The sequence below is a fragment of the Quyinboa sediminis genome, assembly GCF_042219855.1.
Classification (GTDB): Bacteria; Bacteroidota; Bacteroidia; order Bacteroidales; family UBA5342; genus JBHJHP01.
The window spans coordinates 39,733-61,748 of the sequence record NZ_JBHJHP010000007.1; the positions used below are offsets into that span (position 1 = coordinate 39,733).

The following is a 22,016-nucleotide window of genomic DNA, read 5'->3' on the forward strand; positions in this document are numbered from 1 at the left end:
CCTACCTCTGTTTTTCTGATTGATATAATCTGGTGGCATATTCAATTGCCAGACGTAAAGCATCAGAACTTGCCACCCCTGTTCCGGCTACCTCAAAAGCGGTACCGTGATCCACCGATGTACGTATAATGGGCAATCCAAGTGTAATATTCACGCCCTTTACACTTTTCATCACATTCTTCTCCTTATCCCAGTTGAACCCAACGACCTTGAATGGTATATGTCCCTGATCGTGATACATAGCTACACAACCATCGAATTTACCTCCTTTGGCCATGGCAAACAATGTATCCGGAGGTACTGGTCCCACAGCATTGATTCCTATGCTTCTGGCATACTCCAGTGCTGGTTCTATCTCCTCTTTTTCCTCCCACCCAAATAATCCGTTATCGCTCGAATGCGGATTTAACCCGGCCACTCCAATTTTAGGCTCATCTATTCCAAGTTTTTTAAGGCTGTCATCCAAAAGCTGAATCACCTCTGTTATCCTGTCCTTCTTAACCCTGTCGCAGGCTTCACGAAGTGATACGTGGGTACTTACATGAATGACCCTTAAATCTTCTTCAGCCAGTAACATGGCATATTTTGCGGTATTGGTGTAATGGGCATATATTTCGGTATGACCCGAAAAATGATGTCCTGCAGCATTTATGGCCCCCTTATGGATCGGTCCTGTAACAGTGCCATCCACTTCCTTATCCAGCGCCAGATCAATAGCTTTCTTCACAGCTCTGAAAGCCAGGTCACCTGCCGCAGCAGATACTTTACCAAAATTAATGTCATGTAAATGTGCACTATCCAGATGATACAGATCCATTATACCCGGATCAAACCGGGCTTCCGCGATATTCCTGATATTGTTTATCCTGAGCTTCGCATCTACTAGCTTTATGGCTTTGGCCATAATCTGTTCATTGCCAACGAGCACCGGATTACAGATGGAATACAGCTCCGGATCAGCAAATGTTTTAGCTGCAATCTCAGGTCCTATCCCTGCCGGATCACCCATGGTAATAGCCAGAACCGGTATATTTTTTTTGTTATTCATTTCAGATTAATTCATATTTTTTCAACGCTTCCCTGATATAAACACCATAGTTGTTTTCGTCCTTCTCACTCATTCTGTACATTGGTGGTAATACGTCAGGTCCGCAGATACCCATGACAGACATGATATATTTTAAGGCAGGAACAGACTGGCTCAGTGATTTGTCTTTCTGATACAAGAGCCCCAGTTGATTGGTTATTTCCTGCAACTCACCGGCGTTATCAAACTGACCTTCATTAACCGCCTCCACCATTTTTGCGTAATGCCCGGGAGCAAAATTACCGGTGCTGGGAACAATTCCTGCCGAACCGTTTTGTAATGCATAGGAAGACTGTGCCGCCCAACCAATCAGGTGAACAAAGTCCGGTCTGTCCCTCCAAAGATCAAGGGATTTATCGAGCCGTGAAATATCCCTTTCAGAATCCTTAACCCCAACGATATTCGGATGAAAACTCAGCTCATTAAGCACTTCAAGCGGAATGGACATTTTTACCGTAGCCGGCATGTTGTAAATAATCAAAGGACAGGTTACAGCGTCTGCGAGATCCCTGAAATAATGCAGCATTTGCATGTCATCCATTGGATAAAAAGAAGGGAGCGTAGCAACCATAACATCAGCCCCAAGATTACAAAAGCGTTTTGCCATATCCACCGAATCAAACAGAGAATTGGATGATATACCGGCATATACTATGCAACCTCCATCTGCTGCTGCAACAGTTTCTTCCAGCACTTTAATCCGCTGTTCATAAGACACCGATGGCCCCTCACCAGTTGTGCCCAGTACAAAAGGATGCACACCGTTACTTTTAAACAAATCAACAATACGGTTTATCGCCTTCCCGTCCACTGATCCGTCATCTTTAAACGGTGTAACCATCGGCACAATAACGCCGTTATATTGTTTTACTTCGTTCATTTATTACATGGCATTTTGATAAATCTTTATAATATCATCCCTGTTTAGGGTTTTAATATTATTTTTCAACAGTCGCTGAACCTTAATCGCTCCATCAGCCATTATTTCAATATCTGATGGTTTGATATTAATTTCTGATAATCCGGATGGGAGATTACATGTTTCTATGATTTCCCTTATCCTCCCGATAGCTGCATCTGCCTGTTTTTCGAGAGAACCATGATTATAAATTCCCATTGCAATAGCGATGTGTGCTAATCTGTCGTCGCCTTCGGGTCTGTTATATTCTAACACATAAGACAATAATAATGCATTTGACAATCCATGAGTTACCTTGTATTGACTCCCCAACGGATAGGCTAATGCATGAACAGCCGCAGTATTTACAGGTCCCAGACACAATCCACCATACATACTTCCCAAAGCAACCGCAGTTCTGGCCTCCAGGTTTTCACCATTGCGACAGGCCTCCTCCAGATTTTTACTGATCAACTTTATGCCTTCCAAAGCCCAAACATCGACAACAGGGTGCGCATATCTGTTCATGTAGGCTTCTATGCAATGTGTCAAGGCATCAATTCCTGTTGCAGCTGTAACGAGAGACGGGACACCAACTGTTAAGGCTGGATCAACATAGGCCGCGTCAGGCACTAAAAAGGGACTGATAACACCTTTTTTCCCTCCATCACTTTCATCCAGAAAAATGGCGTTGGGTGATACTTCACTTCCTGTCCCACTGGTCGTTGGCAAACATGCCAGATAAGTCTTTCGTTCTTTCAATAAACCAATCCCCACAACCGATGTCACATCCTGATCATTTTTCAGCATTGCGGCAAGGAATTTAGCTACATCCAATACACTTCCCCCACCAATCCCGGCAACACTATCTGCCCCAAAGCGTCTGGCATCTTCCAACACGTTAAGAAAGTCATTAAAAGTAGGTTCACCTTCTATCTCTGTATTAATCCTAACATCCACCCCATTCTTCCCAAACGCTGTTGTAACAGCTTCCAAACCGGAAAGAACCGGAGTAATAGTCAACAGATATAGCCTCTTTAATCCCAGGGACAGGAAATCTTCAGAAAATTGCGTTAAGGCACCATCTCCAAAAACGACACGCGGGGGTTGTTGAATTATTATTTTATCCATTCTTTTAAATATCAATTTTGAGCAGAATGTTTTCAGAAAGCATAACCCAGCCCACACCGTCGACATCTGAACACAAAAACACCCTGATATAACTTACATATTCCACAGTACTAAAAGGCTAAATATGTAAACGTTTACAGCGCAATTTATGCCTTTTTTTGATTTTATGCAAATTCATATCTGTTCAATCGGAATCATTCAAACTACATCTGCCTGTATTACTGCACTTTAAATTCGTTACTTACATGTTAATTTATAATGATTTCCTCAGATTATCAGGCAAGCATTTAAAAACTTTCAATTTAGCTGTTAATCTCATTCACGAAGGGCGGAACACTCAGCCTGTATTACAAATAATACGAACAACATAACCCTAAAAAGGATTCTACTTATTTTTGAATTGAGCAGAAAATAAAAAGCCTGACCTAAGACCAAATAATTTTTATTTTTAAACAGCAAAAAACCAATAATTTATGTAATCGTTTTCATTGTTTTTACCCGAATAAATTTTATATTTGCTGATGCCGGTTTTATTCAGGCTTAAGGAACTATTTTAATATCGTTTAATCCCCGTATGGATTAAAAAATTCCCCCGGTTAAAAGTCTTTGTTTCTTTTTCATCAATTGTTAAATTTGGGAATCATTCGAATGTAAGAAAATACAAAACAATTATTATGAACAAGACCATGCATCATACACCTATCAGGACATATATAATCCTGATTGCTATTCTGTTTTTCGGCAGTACTATGTTAGCTGCGAATGGATTCTATGACGTAACATCTTTCGGCGCAGTCAGTGACGGACAAACCAAAGCAACAAAAGCCATTGCAAAGGCTATTGGCAGTGCTTCTGAGAAAGGTGGCGGAACCATCTTCTTTCCGGCCGGAAAGTATCTTACAGGTCCCATTGTATTAAAGAGTAACATCACAATTTTTCTGGATGCCGGTGCTGTTTTAACCTTTTCTGACGACTTCGATGATTATCTGCCTATGGTTCAGTCCAGATGGGAAGGAACGGATGTGATGAATTTTTCACCCCTGTTTTACGCATTTCGGGATTCCAATATAACCATAACCGGAAGAGGAAGAATTGACGGACAGGGTAAAAAGTGGTGGGACTATCACCATTGGCTCTACTCACAGCCAAAAGATTTTAAATCCAAATGGCAGAAAGAATTTGCGAAGCAAAACAAAGCTATCATCTTACCGGACCAGCCCGGAATGGTTGAACGGGGATTTTTACGGCCTCCTTTTATTCAGCCTATGTATTGTAAAAATGTCAGAATTGAAGGTATTACCATAACCAATTCACCTTTCTGGACCATTAACCCTGAATTCTGCGAAAACGTAACCGTTACAAATGTAACCATTAATAATCCCGAGTCGCCAAATACAGACGGGATTAATCCGGAGTCGTGCCGCTATGTTCACATCTCGAACTGCCATATTTCTGTTGGGGATGACTGCATTACCATAAAATCAGGAAAGGACGGGGCCGGACGCAACATGGCTGCTCCCTGTGAAAATATTACCATCGCCAACTGCACCATGCTCAGAGGGCATGGTGGTGTGGTTATTGGCAGCGAAATGTCAGGCGACGTGAAAAAAGTAACGATTTCCAATTGTGTTTTTGAAGGTACGGATCGTGGAATCCGGATTAAATCTACAAGGGGACGTGGCGGTGTAGTAGAGGATATTCGGGTGAGCAATATTATTATGAAAGATATCCGTAAAGAAGCTATTAAATTAAATATGTTCTATTCCAAAACTGAGCCTGAACCGGTATCAGAACGAACGCCCGTTTTTAGGAATATTCATTTCAGCAATCTGACTGGCAATGCATATCAGGCCGGATTTCTTTTAGGGTTGGATGAAATGAAAATAAGTAATATTACGTTTAACGATATTCAACTGGATAGTAAGGTCGGCTTTACTTTGGAAGATGCATCGGATATTGAATTTCACAATGTAAAAATAGATACCCGTAAAGGATCTCCCATTTATGCCAAAGATTCAGAAAACCTCATAATTGAAGGCGTCAGAACTGACACCCCTGAAATAGGCGTTGCTGTTATAGAACTGGTCAATGTTCAGAATGCATTTATTTACAATTGCTTCCAGACAAAAGAAACAGATCTGTTTCTGAAACTGGCAGGAGAGCATACAAAAGCAATTTATTCGGATCAAAACAACTTTGCGAATGTTAAAACTAAAATTATAAAAACTGATAACGTAAAACTTAATGATTAAAACAAAAAATTTTGTTATGAAGCAAACACTGCTTTTCGCCCTTTTAGTGTTGCTTTTTGGATGTAATACACCAAAGAAAAACGCAGATGATATTAAGTGGAGTCAGAAAATGGCTGACGCCGTAATGGAACGGAACGACACACTTGGATTGTATAACGGGAGAACCCGCATGGGATGGTCCTATGATGTGGCTTTGCTGGGAATGGCCATTGATAAACTGGGAAATATTGATCCTAAATATTCCGCATATATGGCAGATTATATGGATGCTATGGTGGAAGATGACGGAACCGTAAAACGGTACGAAATGGATAAATACAATATTGACCTGATAAACCCTGCCCGTAATCTTCTGATTCTGTATGAACGGGACAGCACACCAAAATACAAAAAGGCTTTGCCTCAGTTCATCGAACAGATGGAAAACCACCCAAAAACGAAATCGGGTGGATTCTGGCATAAAAAACGGTATCCCTGGCAGATCTGGCTGGATGGCGTTTATATGGGAATGCCTTTCCTTACTGAATACGCAAGGGATTTTGATGATCCAAGATGGTTTGATGTGGCTGCACACGAAATTATACTGGCTCATGAAAAAACGGTTGATCCGAAAACCGGTTTACTCTATCATGCCTGGGACGAGAGTCGGGAACAAAAATGGGCAGATCCTGAAACCGGCCATTCTCCTCATTTCTGGAGCCGCGCCATGGGCTGGTACATGATGGCTATAGTGGATGTGCTGGACTACCTTCCTCAGGATCATCCAAAAAGAGATTCAATCATCACCATCCTACAGGAAACAGCAGATGCCCTTGTTAAAGTACGTGATCCTGAAAGTGGTGTCTGGTGGCAGGTGCTGGATCAGGGCAACAGGCAAGGTAATTACCTGGAAGGATCAGGTACAGCCATGTACATTTATGCCTTTGCCAAAGGAACAAATAAAGGCTACCTGGACAAAAAATACCATGATATCGCAAATGATGCTTTCGATGACATGGTAAAGACCTTTATAATTACCGATGATGACGGACTGATAAGCATGGTGAATATATGTGGCAGTTGCGGTTTGGGAGGAAATCCGTATCGTGATGGCAGCTATGAATACTACACAACAGAAACGATTGTTAAAAATGACTGCAAAGGTGTAGGGCCATTTATTCTTGCCGCTGTTGAGCTGAATCGCTAATACATAGGTTATGAAGCGCTATTATATTTCCTATTCTGTTATTCTCATATTAATCGTTATGTTACAGGCCTGCAACTCAGGGACGGCACCGGATACGATTAAACTGTGGTACAATAAACCTGCCGTAATATGGGAGGAAGCACTCCCGATCGGTAACGGCCGCTTAGGTGCTATGGTTTACGGCATACCTGAAACTGAACACCTACAGTTTAATGAGGAAACATTATGGGATTGCGCTCCAAGACAGTATTACAGGGAGAATGCTTATAAATATCTGAATGACATCCGACAATTACTTTTTGAAGGTAAACAGGCTGAAGCGGAAACCCTGGCCGGCAAAACATTCATGGGTAGAATGGCTTATGAGGAAGAATTTCCTGTAAAGAAAAAAATATGGGCCGACAGCCTGCTTAAACTTAAAAAAGTAAAAGCGGCAATAACACCTGATTTTAATGACCAGAGCTGGCCAGTCATGTTTATCGAATACAAAAGCGTCTGGGAGAGAAAGGGGCTTCCTGATATGAACGGAGCTGTACTTTTTCGTAAAACGGTGAATATTCCGGCATCATGGAAAGGAAAGGATGTTATCATAAACCTGGGTCATGTAAAAGATCAGGATTATACCTGGATAAACGGTGAACTGGTCGGAACGACTGATGAATACAATACCAACCGCACGTACACCATTCCGGGCCGGCTGGTTCATCCCGGAAAAAATGTAATAGCGGTTCTCATTAACAACTATGTATCAACAGGAGGTTTTAATGCCGTAAGAAACAGACCCAAAAAAATGTATCTTTTACCTAAAAGTGCAAAGGAAGATTATATTTTTATTGAAGGCGACTGGAAATACAGGGTTATCGACACAAAGCCACCTTTCTATCCACAATATGAAGCCGATTATCAGCCTTTTGGTGATGTAATGATCACATTCCCGGGACATGAAAATTATTCCGGATTCAACCGCTACCTCGATCTGAACAATGCATTGACCGGAGTTTCATATACTGTTGATAATGTAAAATATAAACGCGAATATCTGGCCAGCCACCCTGACGACGTGATTGGCATGAGGTTCAGTGCGGATAAAAAGGGGATGATCAGCTTTAACGCCACTTTTAGCACACCGCATGAAATTCGCAGGATATACAACGTCAATGACAATACACTTGGTCTGGATCTTAAAGTGGAAGATGGTGACATGAAAGGAACAGCTTATTTACAGGTCTCAACTTCCGGTGGTCAGGCTCTTGTCAGTGATAGTGGAATTGTGGTTGAAAATGCTGACGAAGCAGTATTGAAATTGGTAGCTGCAACAAACTATATAACGTATAACGACATTTCCGCTGATCCGATTGCATCATGTAATGCTTATCTGAATTCTGTTTCTGACAAGGATTATGAAACCATCAGAACATCTCATCTGAAAGACTTTAAACCACTCTTTGACCGGTTTTCCATCAATCTTGGTGGTGAGGAAAAAAGACTAATGCCAACGGATGAACGCATCATTATGGTTAAAAACGAACCCGACGATGACCTTGCTGCCACCTATGTACAATATGCCCGGTACCTGATGTTATCTTCAGGAAGGGAAGGAACCAATCCACCAAATCTGCAGGGCATCTGGAATGACAAGATGTATCCGGCATGGGGCAGCAAATATACGACGAACATCAATTGCGAAATGAATTTCTGGCCTACAGAGCCGCTCAACATAGCAGAGTGCCATAACTCACTGTTTAAGCTGATTAATGAGGTTGCCGTTAAAGGCAGCAAAACAGCCGAACATCACTATGGCGCAGGAGGATGGGTTTTGCATCATAACACAGATCAATGGCGGGGAACAGCACCGATCAATAATCCCAACCACGGCATCTGGGTGACCGGTGGCGCATGGCTGTGCCATCATCTGTGGGAACATTACAGATACGCACAGGACACTGTATTTCTACGCGAGGAAGCCTGGCCACTTATAAAAAGCGCGTCACAGTTTTTTGTGGATTTTCTGATTAATGATCCGAAATCCGGATACCTTATCAGCACACCTTCCAACTCGCCTGAACATGGAGGTCTGGTGGCCGGGCCGACTATGGATCATGAAATTATTCGCTCCCTCTTTAAAATTGCCATTCAGTGTACTGATATTCTTGATACGGATCATGATTTTGCGCAAGTTCTTCAGGATAGGCTGATCCGTATTTATCCATATAAAATCGGAAAGTATGGTCAGTTGCAGGAATGGATGGAAGATATAGATGACACTAGCGACCATCACCGCCATGTTTCACATCTGTGGGGCGTATATCCCGGCAAAGAGTTTACGATGGATGAGACTCCGGAACTTATGGAAGCTGCCAAACAATCTCTTATCTACCGCGGTGATGACGGAACAGGCTGGAGCCTGGCCTGGAAAATAAACTTCTGGGCACGGTTTATGGATGGCGAACATGCCTACAAAATGATCCAAATGTTACTGAGTTCAGCTACTGATCCGGAAAGGGAATCTTCCGGTGGTTCGTATCCAAACCTTTTTGATGCACATCCACCCTTTCAGATTGACGGCAACTTTGGTGGTGCTGCAGGCATCGTGGAAATGCTGATGCAGAGTCACCAGGGCTATATTCAGGTCTTACCTGCACTGCCTGCAGAATGGAAACATGGTGACATCAACGGACTACGGGCACGTGATGGTTTTCTGCTCAATATTTCATGGCATAATGGTACCCTGGATCATGTTGAAGTGACATCCACAGCAGGTAAAACCCTGCGAATTAAATACGGGAGTAAGCTGATTGAACAGGAAACTGAAAAAGGTAAAATGTATTGGTTTGATGCGTGGTAAAGACAACACTTAAGTTAATCCGTGTCATAAACCAATTAAAGTACCACCTAACACGAACTCCTGATCATGAGTTGTGTATTCAGGATCATCTGTATGGTAGGGCGTTTGGGATCTTTAATACGCTGAATCAACAACTCCCCGCACCGTCTTCCGATTTCATAGGCTGGCTGGTAGACAGCCGTTAGAGGAGGATTCAGTGATATGGACCAGTACATGTCGTCAAATCCGATAATGGCAACATCCTCCGGAACTTTTAGTCCTCTTTTATGAATGGTTTCAAGTGCCCCAAGTGTAATCAGGTTATTGCCTGTAAATATGGCATCCGGAGGATTTGGCAAACTCATGAGTTCTTCGCATAACAAAACACCACTGTCATGTTTGGAGTCCCCTCTTCTTATAAGATCCGGATCGAATGCTATATCGTTGTCTGCCAAAGCTTCACGATAACCTTTGTCCCGAAGTTGTGTTGAAGGTAACTGGGCCAGGCCTGAAATATGAGCAATGCGCCTGTAACCTGATTTTGCCAGGTGATCTACTGCTTTATAGGCACCATCCCTGTTGTTAACCAAAACCACGTCCACATCCACACCCTGCAAGCCACGGTCGAAACAAACAATAGGCAGACCCTCTTTCACCAGATTAATCACTTTGGCATCATTTTCATGTGCCGGAGCGGCAATTAATCCATCCACAGATTCTGATTGTAATATGTCCAGATAAAGCTTCTCCTTTTTCTCATCCTGCTGAAAATTACACATGATTAAAGCATAGTTATTTTCATACGTTACATCCTCGATGCCCCGTAATACATCAACGTAAAACGGGTTTTGTATATCGGGAATAAGCACGCCGATAAGATTACTGGAAACGCTTTTTGAACGCAATCGTTTGGCCACCCTGCTGGGTTGATACCTGAGATCCTTAATGGCCTTATGTACCTTTGCTCTAGTTACTTCATTCACATTGGTACCGTTGTTGATTACACGTGATACAGTTGCAATGGATACACCTGCTCTTTTGGCAACATCACTCAGACTGGACATAAAACGAGTTTAAAATTTTTCCAAAAATAAAGCTTAGACTATAATCATTTATGAAAATAGTGCACTTTTTTACATTAAAATTAATAGTAATCAACACTTAATTGCAATCAACAAATGTAAACGATTTCAATATAAATGCATGATGAATCCGGATAAAAATCCATTTTTTAATGAAAAAATAATATGGTCTAAGTATTAAATGATTATTCTCTCACAATTTTGCCCGTGAAGCTTCCATTTTCTGTGGTGATCCTGAAAATAAATACCCCATTTTTATCAGACGGAGCTGTCCAGTTTATTTTATGCAGACCCGGTGATTGTACGCCGTTGAAAATATTGTCAATTTCTCTGCCATCCAGACTAAAGATCCGAACTGACACATTTCCAGAAGAGGTCAGATTGTAAAAAATGCTTGTACGATCCCTGAATGGATTAGGAAATGCTCCGGCATCTTCGATGGCATTAAAAGAAACATGCGCAGTCGCTGTTGAACCATCAAATTTGTAATCTGCTTTCGTTAAGGCTGACCACGTATTCCCCGATTTGACTCTTGCCCTTACGGTCTGTTTACTGTTTACAAGAACACTGCTGTTGTAAAGCTTTGCAGTGGCAGCGATATTTCCGGTATAGGCTTCCCTTGGATCTGAATCATCCGTAGTATAGTAAATACTCCCGGAAGGAGCTGTCATTTCCAGGTCAATTGCTTCATTATAAGTCCCGTCGTAATAATTAAAATCTGGTGCAGCAACACCGGGATATAAACCGGCATTTCTCAGTTGATTAAATACAATAGTTGAACGATCCGGGAAATAATCGTTCACAAATTCGTTCTTTTTGACCAGCCAGTGGTCATCTCTTGTGTACAATATTCGTGCATTATCAGAGGGTTGAACATCTTTACGGTAATCTCCCCAGCGGGCTGATTCTCCAATAATCGCCAGGTCTATTTCATCCGTGAGTTTTTTATATGTTGCAGCAGTGGCTTCCGGTGTCAATGCGCCTCCATTGAAAAAATACTTATGAATTCTGTCAGCCACCAACAATTTAAACTCATCATTTTTTTTAAGCGCATCAAAAAGTTTTGTGGGTTCTCCGTCCACCATCGTCACTTTATTGGTGCTTACATCGGTCATTGATGTTTCTGCATCCCAGGCGAAAAACCGGAATCCTTTTTTAGGATTGACCTTACTCCTGCCCGCCAGCCAGTTATTACCATCCCAGTCACCATTGCCAATGTAATAATTCATGAGCATGTAATCCGTAAAGTTTTTCAGATCCAGAAGTTCATCATCCATCAGCTTCTGATAGTTTGCATCTGATCCAAAACCGGATCCAGCCAAACTCATCAGCTGGTTAAATACGGAACGGCTGCCATCTACTACTCCATTATGGTCCTTCACGACATCATAATCTTCCTCTTTTCCACCCAGATAAGCCTCCATGAAGTCATTATTAATTTTTTCTGAAATATTGTAAAGTCCCCAATACAGTCCATTAATATAAAGGTGAGCAAACCGCTCGTGAGCAGCCTCCTGATTCATCTCAAGCTGAATATTTTTCGCAAAAGGATCCTGCAAATATTGCGCATTCAACCGTTGCGCCGGATTGTTTTTCAGCCATGAATAGTTGTACCCTGCTCTGAAAACCAGGTTGTTAAATTCATTTGTGGCTGATCCTTCATCAAAAACACGAAAGTTCAGTTTGGAAGGACCATAAGAACTTCTGAAGGCAATCCGAAAGCTATGTTTGGGACTGTTTTCCGGAACTCTGCTATTGCCACCGTGCAAATGCAAACCGCAATTAATCTGGAACTCCTGCCCCGTTTTCGGGTCAATAAATTCCACAGATGCAGGACGTTCCCAATCAATACCTATACTTCCCAGGCTTGTATTTCCGGTGTACATATAAATACCATCCTTATCATGATCAAAAACGGTGGTAGCCAGACCGAAAATATACCGGGTATTGGTAACAATACTTATTGTAGGAATATCCAACAAGGCATCGTCCATTAAATCCTTGTATCCGGATGACTCACAAATTTCCGGATCCATTTCATAATCCGATGGAGCAAAATCCGAAGAGAACTTCATAGGCCCCCAGTGATCCGGATATCCAACAGGCTGAGCCGGTTGCTTCACAATATCACTTATAAAAAAATAGGTGTTGGTGATCACATCACTGATTACATTTTCACTATTCACGGTTACAGCACTCAAAGGTGTTGTTGTGGTAATCTGAATAGGATCTGTATATAATGTTCCATCATTTTTATTTGGCCGTGTTCCGTCTGTTGAATAATAAATCTGTAGGGCATCATCTGCAACAGTAAGCTCAACCTCAAAGGGGGCATCATAAAACCCGCGTTTTACGCTGAATTCAGGTGCCAGAACCTGATCTGTCAATACGTTTACACTACCGGGAGTCGGATCCTTGAAAAAGGTTTGCTGCCCCAGATATATGCCATACGATACATCAGAACGTTGTCCGGGATATAATTCACCATAGGAAAATGCAATACTTGTTCCATCCGATTTCACCAATGCTAAAAACTCACCCGATCCGGAGAGTTTAAAATTGGTATGCAGTGTTCCTGCCGGATCTGTTTTATCCTTTTCTGATGCGAAGACTACGAGATATTCATCGGGTTGTATCGTAATCACAGGGAATTTCCACTTGGTCAGGTTATCGGCTTTATCGGTTAAATACCAACCGGTAAGGCTTACCGCAGTTTCTCCTACATTATACAGTTCTATCCAGTCGGAATAGTCACCATCCTCATCAGCAAGTGTATTATCATTGACCGCCATAAACTCGGAAATAATGACACCGGATTGTGCATTTAAACCAAAACCGGATATCAGAAATATTGCCAGAAACAAAGACGACCAAAGTCCGCCTTCCACGTAGAGATATTTTTTCATATTAAAGTCACCAATAAAATCCTGTCAATCAGCAATTACCGTTTCATTTATGACAAAGATAATCATTTATCATAATATGAAAACGTTTTCATACCATTTAGAGCCTTCCATCACTGAACCCTAAGGTAATCAAAATAAAGGGGTCCCTGCTTTAAAGCTTTAAGACGAAGTGTATAGGTTCCTGCGTTTATCGTGGTTTGTGTATCGGTTCGCATACCTCTCCATTTCACATCAGCGACGGGGAAGACATATTCTCCCTTCCAGATTAAGCGACCGTCTGCGGCCCGAATTTCTGCTTCTACCGGCACATCTTCTTTCCCTTTATTCATGTATCTGAACTGCAACCCATATTTAGAAGCCAGGCCAACTGAGAACCGCCATTCAATCAAATCATTTTTTCCGGGAACCAGTGTGCAGGGTTCATCAAGAATTACGGTATTAACCGTTTTCCCTCCCTTCGAGGCTTCTTCAGCTTCATACTTCACTGTTGGGCGTCGATCGATGGGCACATCCAGGTTAGTCACCGGAAGTGCAGCAATAATGTACATTTCTTCAGAACCGGACGATGGCAATGCAACGCTTGATTCTTTCAAAATGCGTTTTCTGTAAACACTATATGTTGTTCCTCCATTCAGTGAGGTCCGGATGGTATCTTTCAATTTTCGAAAATCACCAAGCCATTCAGGCCATTGAACGTCTTGTCTGAACCCAATGTACAGGTCCGCATCCTCCCTGAACCTGATGCTGCCTTTTGTATCAGGATGAACCGGAGTCTGAACCCATTCTGCACTATAAAGTACCGACGGCAACGAAACAAACTTTACACCGCGATCTGAATATACCCTGTCTCCTATATTCATCCAGGTATTTGATCTCCAATCTGTACCATTTTCAATTGTTATCAAACGCATTGACGACGGTGCCGGTTTTACGTCCTTGTCATCAGTAGAAATAGCTATCGCTGAAATTAAGGCCTGAGCCGATTTAACTTCGGGAAATGATATCTTCAGTAACTCACCTGCTACATGAACCTGCAACGTTTTTTTCAATAACCTGTCATGACCAGACTCTTTCCAGATATCCAGGTCTTTAATCATCACCTCATCATTAATGGCAACGTCGAACAGTCGCCAATTCTCGCATTCCAGTCCACCACCGGTGCCGTACCAGGGCTCCACAAAAAACAGATCCACCCGGTAGCTACCATCATCCACCGGAAATTCGTATGCCAGTCTGTGACGTCCGTATCTGAATGTCCGGATTAAATCCCAATCACTGGTGCCCTGGATTGGATCCCATGTCTGCCGCTGACTGCCATAAAAAGCCGGAAGATTATCATAATTATCCGTCCATGAAACCGAGCCCCAGCCAGTAGAGTCTTTATGTACATCAGCCATCCACAGACTACCTTCCTGATCTATATAATCAGGTCCGCCACAATTAACACGATAGAGGTAATTTTTACCCTGATCCGTCAGGGGTTGCGTATCACCTGAAAGCTTTTGCAAATCCGGATCTACCGGCAACAGGTTCAGTATTACAACGTCTGATGCCACTTCTTTCCCATCCACATAAGCAACTGCGTATAACACATTGGTCCGAATATTGACATTATTCCAGGTAAAATGGGTTCCAACCGGCCCTTTTCTCTTTTTACCCAGTGAATTTTTTCTGACCCCGTTAAATAGTTCAACCTCATCACAGTTAGAGAACACATTGATGCCATCTTTAATGCCTGGTTTTTCCCAACGGTTCGGCCATGTATGGGATACAATGTAAACCATCGGGTCAGTTTCTTCAGGTGCATAATTCGCTCTGTACATATAGTACACATCGAGCGGTTCTCCCCAGATAGTAAAGGATCCCTTATAATTTACCGGACCTACCCTGTCAATATCACGGTAACCCTCACCAGCTTGTGTACGTCCCGGATTATCGTGTGAGTTAAACAACCAGTGGAACTGACCGCAAGCCCTGTCCGAAGCTGCTTCTCCCAGCCGGATTTTCGATTCCATCAGTTGCCACATCCGGTCTTCTGTCAATGGTCCCCGTGCATCAAAACCACCTTCTGAATGCCAGTCAATGCTTCGCCATGCACCATATTCGCCATTCAACAGTTGTTCTGATAGTTCCTTGTCATAATTATCGGGATCACCACCGTAGGTACCTGACCAGTTTTGGATCACATCCCAGTCTGTTCCGGTTCCTCCGTTACAGGTTGTCACCAGGCGTTGCGTTGATGCTCCAGGATCCATTTCACGAATAATATCGGTGCATTCCCTTGTAAATTCCGGACTCATGGTACATTCGTTCTGCAATCCCCATAAAATAATGCTCGGACTGTTGCGGCGTTCTTTCACCCAGTCACGCAATAGCGTCCTGAAGTTTTCTTTAAAACCCGGCTCATTATACCAGATATGAGCACTCATCTGAGGCCACCATAATATGCCCAAGCTGTCCCACTGGCTCTGGTATCTTAGGTTATGTGGCTGATGTGCATCACGAAACGCATTAAAACCGGCATCCCTGATCTGATCTACCCGGGACAGGATCTGTTGCTTTGAAAACGCATGACTTTGCCCCATCATATGCTCATATTCTGCGGTTCCGTTGATGAATACAGGTTTACCATTCAGGTAAAAACGATTTGTAGGATTATCACCCTTGATATCCCACTTAGTCCAGTGAATGCCATAAGGTGTATTTATCTCATCCACAACCTTTCCGTTGATAATGACACTGCTTTGAATGGTATAGAGATACGGATCATCAATGGACCATAATTTTGGATGATCTATATTCACAAAATACTGTGTTACAGTATCAGGTACTCCCGGTTTCAGTAAAACAGACTTGATGTCCCGTTTGATTTCTCTGCCATCTTCGTCAAGCAGGAGTGATCTCAATTCTATTCGTTCCTCTTTATCACCGTAATTCTTTATTTCGGTTGTCAGACTCAGTTTTGCCAGATCTTCTGAAATGGTTGTATCGTTCCATATATGCACTCCGAATGGTTCAATTCGAACCGGATCAGTAATAATTAAGGAAACCGGCCTGAAAATCCCCATGGGTTGTGAGCCTTCAGAAAATCCCCATTCAGGGCTACAGCCTCCGCAAACCCAGGGCAGATCGCGTATATCTGCCGGATGATCAGCACGAACCGCCAGAATATTTTCACCATCAAAACGGACATGATCCGTTACATCAAGGGTGAATGTGGTTCGTCCGCCGGCATGATATCCCACGAAAACACCATTTAACCAAACAGATGCATATGACCCAACTCCCTCAAAGAAAAGGAAATACTGTTTGTCTTTTTTATGTTCTACAGTAAATGTTTTTCGGTACCAGGCATATCCATGGCGGTTGCCATGCATCAAACGACGGTATCCTCCGTAATCATCCCAGTTGTGTGGAACATCAACCCTGATCCAACGATCTGTTTCAAAACCGGCAGCCTCAAATCCATCGTAAGCATGAATATTAGTATCATTGGCAATGGTTTGCCAGTTAGTATTCAGTGAAATTTCATGCCGGACCGGGTTCTTTTTACCGCACGATGCCAGAATAAAAATGAGTAGAACCGGTAATATAAACGTTTTCAGGTATTGCATAATTTTTATTTTTCCGCTTTTGTATTCTGTCTAATTATCAACTGTAGATATAGAATTGAAGCCATGATTTGCTTTTACCTCAAATCTATTAGCGCTAATCGCTACAAACTAAATACCATCAAGCTTTATTAAAACTAAATCCTCCGTCCGTCAATTGACGGACACCTCCTTTTGAAAAAGGAGGACAACTTGTATTCTATATCCTGGCCCTTATCTTAGTATACTACCGGCAACCAAACCGACATATCGCCTACTCCCCGGTTATCCCAGGCATAATACGGAATCAGTTTCAATGGCACTTTCTTTTCTTCAACTGCTTTCACCTTCCTGTAAAGATTGTTTTGATCCCACTTTCTATCGTTTATCAATACACCGTCTCCCTGCAAAGCCATGATCTTCGCCCCATCTATTTCAATCATTTCGGGCTTCAGATCGTTTTTAACCGGAATACCAACCTGAAACAAATTTACGTCTTTTGGTAAATCCATAGATTCCAGACAATACACTACTGGTCCACGTTTTACAGCTATCTGATTCCGGTTTTCCTCCACCAGTGGATTGGCAGCAATCAAATCGACTTCCATGGGGAAAGTGAGTTCAATTTTATCTCCCTTTTTCCATTTTCGGTCAATACTGACATATGTACCACTTATGATTTCTTTCTCCAAAGATTCACCATTAACTTTTATGGTTGCCTTATCGCACCAACCCGGGATTCTTACATGAACAGGAAACTGACCTTTAGGAGCGTTTCTAATGTTTAGCGTTACATCTCCGTTCCATGGATAATCTGTTACCTGATCAATTTCCAGAACCTGCTTTTTACCCAATTTCTTATGTAGTTCATTGCCCCCATAGAAGTTAATCCACAAGCCATCATCTGATATGCTGTACATATAATTACTGATCTCAGCCACCGTACGAATGGTATTGGGTGGACAACAGTTGCAGTAACTGATATATTCCTCCCGGTCCTTTGACCAGCGCAGTTTATAGGGCAGATCCTGTGATACTTCCAGTGGATTGGTGTAAAAATACCGTTTCCCATCAAGGCTTACGCCTGCCAGCAGACTGTTATACATGACCTCCTCCATAATATCAGCATATTTCGCATTACCGGATGCCAGCAACATGCGCCAGTTCCACAGCAGGTTTCCTATGTTGGCACACGATTCATTATGAGCCGTCATATTCGGTAACTGGTAATCCTGGCCGTATGCCTGATGCACCTGCTGAATTTCAGACGGATCATAGCTTGTACCATTTGGCGAAACACCATCGTACAATGCACCACATGCACCGGTAACATACAATTTGGTTTCAACCAGATCGTTCCAGATGGCATCCAGTGCATGCATCAATGTTGTGTCACCGGTTTCGGTATATACATCAGCTACACCTGCATACAAATAATTGGCCCGGACGGCATGGCCCACTGCTTTGGTTTGCTCACGAAACGGAATCCTGTCCTGATTATGGTCATGTCCGTCTTCCACCATGCTCCGGATGTCAATCAATCCTTTGGCCAGTTCCAGGTATTTCGGGTCACCCGTTGTTCGGTACATTTCCGTTACACCCATATAATGAGAAGGACAAATGGCATTTAAAGCCAGTTCCTGTTTATTCCTCTGATAGAAATTATACAAAAAATCAGTCGCCTTTATGGCAATATCCAGTAAATTGGTTTTACCCGTTACTCTGTAATGCAGACAGGCAGCGGTCATCAGGTGTCCCATATTATAAGTCTCGAAATCAAGTCGTTCAGCAAATTCATTCTTTGCTCCTTTTTCCTTCAGCTGTTCAATAACAACCGGCGTGTGAATGTAACCATCCGGTCGCTGCGTTTCTCCGATGATGGTGATGATGGAATCCAGTTCATGATCCACTTTCTCTGTAGGATCCATGGCATAAACCATGATCAGGCCTTCCAGAATTTTGTAAAAATCCCCGTCATGAAATGGTGGCCCCACATGTTCTCCTTTTTTCAACCCTGCTGCAATTTCAAAATTAGCAAAGCCGTGGCTGATGGAATCATTCATGTACATTGCCATCATATGCGGTACCATGCTCTCTTCGCAAACCTTAAACCGGTCTGCCCAAAACCCATCTGTCCATGTCACATCTGAAATGTCAAGCGGAGCCATTCTGGCATACGGACTTTCTGAGGTATTTACCAGGCTTTTCTCCTGCGCTCCCAGTTGTATTGCCACCATCAAAAGCAACACTGGTATGATATGTTTTAAATGTCTCATTTCCTCCGAATTTCAAATTTATACACGCCCGAACCAACCTGAACAAGCGTCCGGTTCCCGTCGTACCCGATTACTGAATATTCACTGTTCTGAGATAACGGTTTCCCCGCTGAATATATTTCTTCTGATTCTGAAACAGGCAAATGAATCTCTGCCGTAGTATTTGGCGGAATCTCAATTTCAAGCAACAGCTTTTCCGATTCATATTTCCATTCCGATCGGATTACTCCGTACATGGACTGAAGTTTTGCTTTTGCAAAACCAAGTTCCTTTGTGGGATAAGGTTTTATTATAATCTTTTTATAACCCGGTGTTTCCTCATCCTGTGTTATGCCGGCCACATAGGAGTACAACCAGTCACCAACAGCCCCGTAAGCATAATGGTTAAACGAATTCATTCCCACAGTCTGAAAGGAGCCATCCGGCTTAATTCCGTCCCAGCGTTCCCAAATGGTGGTTGCTCCCTGCGTTACCGGATAGAGCCATGACGGATATTTTTTGTTAAAGAGTAATTTATAGGCAATATCAGGATAACCGCTTTCTGTCAGGGCCTGGCACAGCAAGGGTGTTCCCAGAAAACCGGTTGTTAAATGACCAAAATGGTTAACATCGGCCACCAGCCGTTTGGCTGCATGTACTTTCAACTCATCCGGAACCAAACCAAAAGCCAGAGCCAACGCATAAGCCGTCTGTGTATTGGATGTCAGCCTGCCGGTTTTCGTCAGAAACTCAGTATTGAAAGCATCCTTAATTTTTGGGCGCAACGTTGCATAACGTTGTTCATCATCAACTTTCCCCAGTAAACCTGCAATCTTCTGCATCAAACCGGTTGTGTAATAAAAATAGGCTGTCGCAATCAGATCTTTATCCGTATGTGCCCCTGCATAACCGTAATCCGGTGCATTGTAAAACAAAGAATAATATTCAGCAAACGACAACCAGTCGCCAAAATGAAAACCTGCATTAAATATCAGATCTTCACCCGATTCACGAATCATGTACTCTTCCCATCCTTTCATGGAAGCATACTGTTCCTCCAGAATACGTTTATCGCCAAATTTCCGGTAAACCGTCCAGGGAATTACAACTACCGCATCGGCCCAGCCGGTCGCACCAAACCCATCAGACCATCCTGTTCCGGCTCCGTTTTCAATGACGTTAGGTACCACCCATGGCACACTCCCATCCGCCTTCTGGTCCGGAATAAAATCCTTCATCCATTTGGTGTAAAAAGCAGCTGTATCGCGGTTAAAGCATGCGGTTGGTGCAAATACCTGAGCATCTCCGGTCCATCCCAAACGTTCATCGCGTTGCGGACAATCGGTCGGTACATCCAGAAAATTCCCGCGTAAACCCCAGTCAATATTCTGCTGCAACCTGTTAATCAGGGATTCACCACATTCAAAGGTTCCGGTCTGAGCCATATCCGAATGCATAACCCGGCCATCAATGTCATCCAACGAAATTTCCCCATCGTAGTCTGAAACACGTACATAGCGAAAACCGTGAAATGTAAATCGTGGTTCATACTCTTCAATGCCGTTGCCTTTAAAAATATAGACATCTTCAGCTCTGGCAGACCTGAGATTATCGAGGTACACATTGCCGTCCTGATCCAGAACTTCGGCATGGTTCAAGGTGATTATTTGTCCTTTTTCGCCTTTCAGTCTGAACCGGACCCAGCCCACCATGTTCTGGCCCATGTCGAACACCAGTTCACCCTTGGGTGTGACAAATTTCGTGACCGGTTTCAGTGTTTCTGTTATTTTTACAGGAACACCTTCAGACGCCACGAGCTTATCAAAGCCATAGTTTTTTATGAGGACTGAACCCCAGTCGGACGCATCAAATCCTGCCTTATTCCAGTTCTCCATTTCCAGACGGGCATCGTAGGTCTCACCGTTGTAAATATCGGATTTCAGAATTGGTCCGGTGGATGATTGCCATGACTCATCCGTTATGATCCACTCCTCTGATCCATCATCGTATTGCACTATTATCTGACATAACAAAGCCAGTTTATCGCCATACAGGTTTTTGTTGCCCTGCCAGACCAGATAACCACGATACCAGCCATCACCAAGAATTACACCGATAGCATTAGCACCTGCCTGAATATCCCGGGTCACATCGTACACCTGATACTGTAAACGGTGGTTATAACTGGTCCAGCCGGGAGTGAACAGGTCCTCACTGACTTTACGACCATTCATGTGCAACTCATATAAACCATGGGCAGTGATATAGGCTGTTGCTTTAGTGATATTTTTATCCGTACTGAATTCCTTTCTTAAAAAGGGAGAAGGTGTTGAGTCTGATGAATCTTCCTTGATGCAAGGTTCTATCCATTGTGCTTTCCAGTCAGACAAGTCAAATAGCCCCATTTCAAAGAAAGCCGTTTCACTCCAAGCTGATTCATCGCCATAGTTGCTCCAGGCTTTCACTTCCCAGTATACCCTTTGTCCTGATGTAAGCTCCTCTCCGCCGTATACCACTTGCACAGACTGTTCCGATTCAACCTTACCGGAATCCCAGATCAGGTCATGTTCATTTCTCAAATCTGATTCAGATGATGCACAGAGAATTCTGTAAGCTGCCTGAACTACATTCGTCCGATCATCAGAGATCATCCAACTTAACCTCGGTTGACATGGTTTTAATCCAACCGGGTTCGTTTTATATTCTGTTTTTAAATCTGTAATTCTTAACATACTATTTTTGTTTCCCGCTAATGACGCAGATTTTCGCAGATTTCGTTTACTTTTTTATTCACCTGTTGCTTTA

The 22,016-nt window shown here is 42.8% G+C and carries 11 protein-coding genes; 3 read left to right on the forward strand and 8 right to left on the reverse strand.

From position 1 onward, the window contains the following. Position 1: 1 nt before the first annotated feature. Genes pdxA through ACE1EF_RS15870 form a run of 3 tightly spaced genes read right to left on the reverse strand, consistent with a single transcriptional unit; the run spans position 2 to position 3,116 of the window. Positions 2-1,048 (reverse strand): 4-hydroxythreonine-4-phosphate dehydrogenase PdxA, encoded by a 1,047-nt coding sequence (pdxA, locus tag ACE1EF_RS15860; RefSeq protein WP_375721668.1) that lies wholly within the window; start codon positions 1,046-1,048, stop codon positions 2-4. Position 1,049: 1 nt separating this feature from the next. After that, positions 1,050-1,967 carry a dihydrodipicolinate synthase family protein gene (locus ACE1EF_RS15865; protein ID WP_375721669.1) on the reverse strand — a complete coding sequence of 306 codons (918 nt, stop codon included), beginning with the start codon at positions 1,965-1,967 and terminating at the stop codon, positions 1,050-1,052. A 3-nt stretch (positions 1,968-1,970) separates the two neighbouring features. Further along, a complete protein-coding gene (locus tag ACE1EF_RS15870; protein ID WP_375721670.1) occupies positions 1,971-3,116 on the reverse strand; it encodes an iron-containing alcohol dehydrogenase in 1,146 nt (381 codons plus the stop codon). Between the two features lie 674 nt (positions 3,117-3,790). On the opposite strand from ACE1EF_RS15870, the gene ACE1EF_RS15875 reads away from it, so the two are divergent. From ACE1EF_RS15875 to ACE1EF_RS15885, 3 genes are read left to right on the forward strand one after another with little or no spacing between them, the layout of a single operon-like run. Further along, positions 3,791-5,368 (forward strand): glycoside hydrolase family 28 protein, encoded by a 1,578-nt coding sequence (locus tag ACE1EF_RS15875; RefSeq protein ID WP_375721671.1) that lies wholly within the window; start codon positions 3,791-3,793, stop codon positions 5,366-5,368. Positions 5,369-5,384: 16 nt separating this feature from the next. After that, positions 5,385-6,554 carry a glycoside hydrolase family 88/105 protein gene (locus tag ACE1EF_RS15880; RefSeq protein ID WP_375721672.1) on the forward strand — a complete coding sequence of 390 codons (1,170 nt, stop codon included), beginning with the start codon at positions 5,385-5,387 and terminating at the stop codon, positions 6,552-6,554. Between the two features lie 10 nt (positions 6,555-6,564). Continuing rightward, positions 6,565-9,399: a glycoside hydrolase family 95 protein gene (locus tag ACE1EF_RS15885; RefSeq protein ID WP_375721673.1), complete on the forward strand. Its 2,835-nt coding sequence runs from the start codon at positions 6,565-6,567 to the stop codon at positions 9,397-9,399. Between the two features lie 47 nt (positions 9,400-9,446). On the opposite strand, the gene ACE1EF_RS15890 is transcribed toward ACE1EF_RS15885, so the two are convergent. The 5 genes from ACE1EF_RS15890 to ACE1EF_RS15910 all read right to left on the reverse strand — a co-directional run bounded on the left by ACE1EF_RS15890 (position 9,447) and on the right by ACE1EF_RS15910 (position 21,943). Next, entirely contained in the window at positions 9,447-10,442 is a 996-nt protein-coding gene (locus tag ACE1EF_RS15890; protein WP_375721674.1) for a LacI family DNA-binding transcriptional regulator, read from the reverse strand. Positions 10,443-10,645: 203 nt separating this feature from the next. After that, positions 10,646-13,366, reverse strand: coding sequence for an FN3 associated domain-containing protein (locus ACE1EF_RS15895; RefSeq protein WP_375721675.1), 2,721 nt, complete (start codon positions 13,364-13,366; stop codon positions 10,646-10,648). Between the two features lie 110 nt (positions 13,367-13,476). Beyond that, entirely contained in the window at positions 13,477-16,980 is a 3,504-nt protein-coding gene (locus tag ACE1EF_RS15900; protein WP_375721676.1) for a malectin domain-containing carbohydrate-binding protein, read from the reverse strand. A gap of 215 nt (positions 16,981-17,195) precedes the next feature. Beyond that, positions 17,196-19,232, reverse strand: coding sequence for an aceric acid hydrolase (locus ACE1EF_RS15905; RefSeq protein WP_375721677.1), 2,037 nt, complete (start codon positions 19,230-19,232; stop codon positions 17,196-17,198). Further along, complete coding sequence (locus ACE1EF_RS15910; protein WP_375721678.1) at positions 19,229-21,943, reverse strand: family 78 glycoside hydrolase catalytic domain; 2,715 nt, start codon at positions 21,941-21,943, stop codon at positions 19,229-19,231. The genes ACE1EF_RS15905 and ACE1EF_RS15910 overlap by 4 nt, the downstream gene beginning before the upstream one ends. Positions 21,944-22,016: the final 73 nt, after the last annotated feature.

Bases quoted from the DNA above. Each gene is read 5' to 3' on its own strand.
- ACE1EF_RS15905 (WP_375721677.1), bottom strand. From the start codon at position 19,232: ATGAGACATTTAAAACATATCATACCAGTGTTGCTTTTGATGGTGGCA.
- pdxA (WP_375721668.1), bottom strand. From the start codon at position 1,048: ATGAATAACAAAAAAAATATACCGGTTCTGGCTATTACCATGGGTGAT.
- ACE1EF_RS15910 (WP_375721678.1), bottom strand. From the start codon at position 21,943: ATGTTAAGAATTACAGATTTAAAAACAGAATATAAAACGAACCCGGTT.
- ACE1EF_RS15885 (WP_375721673.1), top strand. From the start codon at position 6,565: ATGAAGCGCTATTATATTTCCTATTCTGTTATTCTCATATTAATCGTT.
- ACE1EF_RS15900 (WP_375721676.1), bottom strand. From the start codon at position 16,980: ATGCAATACCTGAAAACGTTTATATTACCGGTTCTACTCATTTTTATT.
- ACE1EF_RS15890 (WP_375721674.1), bottom strand. From the start codon at position 10,442: ATGTCCAGTCTGAGTGATGTTGCCAAAAGAGCAGGTGTATCCATTGCA.
- ACE1EF_RS15865 (WP_375721669.1), bottom strand. From the start codon at position 1,967: ATGAACGAAGTAAAACAATATAACGGCGTTATTGTGCCGATGGTTACA.
- ACE1EF_RS15895 (WP_375721675.1), bottom strand. From the start codon at position 13,366: ATGAAAAAATATCTCTACGTGGAAGGCGGACTTTGGTCGTCTTTGTTT.
- ACE1EF_RS15875 (WP_375721671.1), top strand. From the start codon at position 3,791: ATGAACAAGACCATGCATCATACACCTATCAGGACATATATAATCCTG.
- ACE1EF_RS15870 (WP_375721670.1), bottom strand. From the start codon at position 3,116: ATGGATAAAATAATAATTCAACAACCCCCGCGTGTCGTTTTTGGAGAT.
- ACE1EF_RS15880 (WP_375721672.1), top strand. From the start codon at position 5,385: ATGAAGCAAACACTGCTTTTCGCCCTTTTAGTGTTGCTTTTTGGATGT.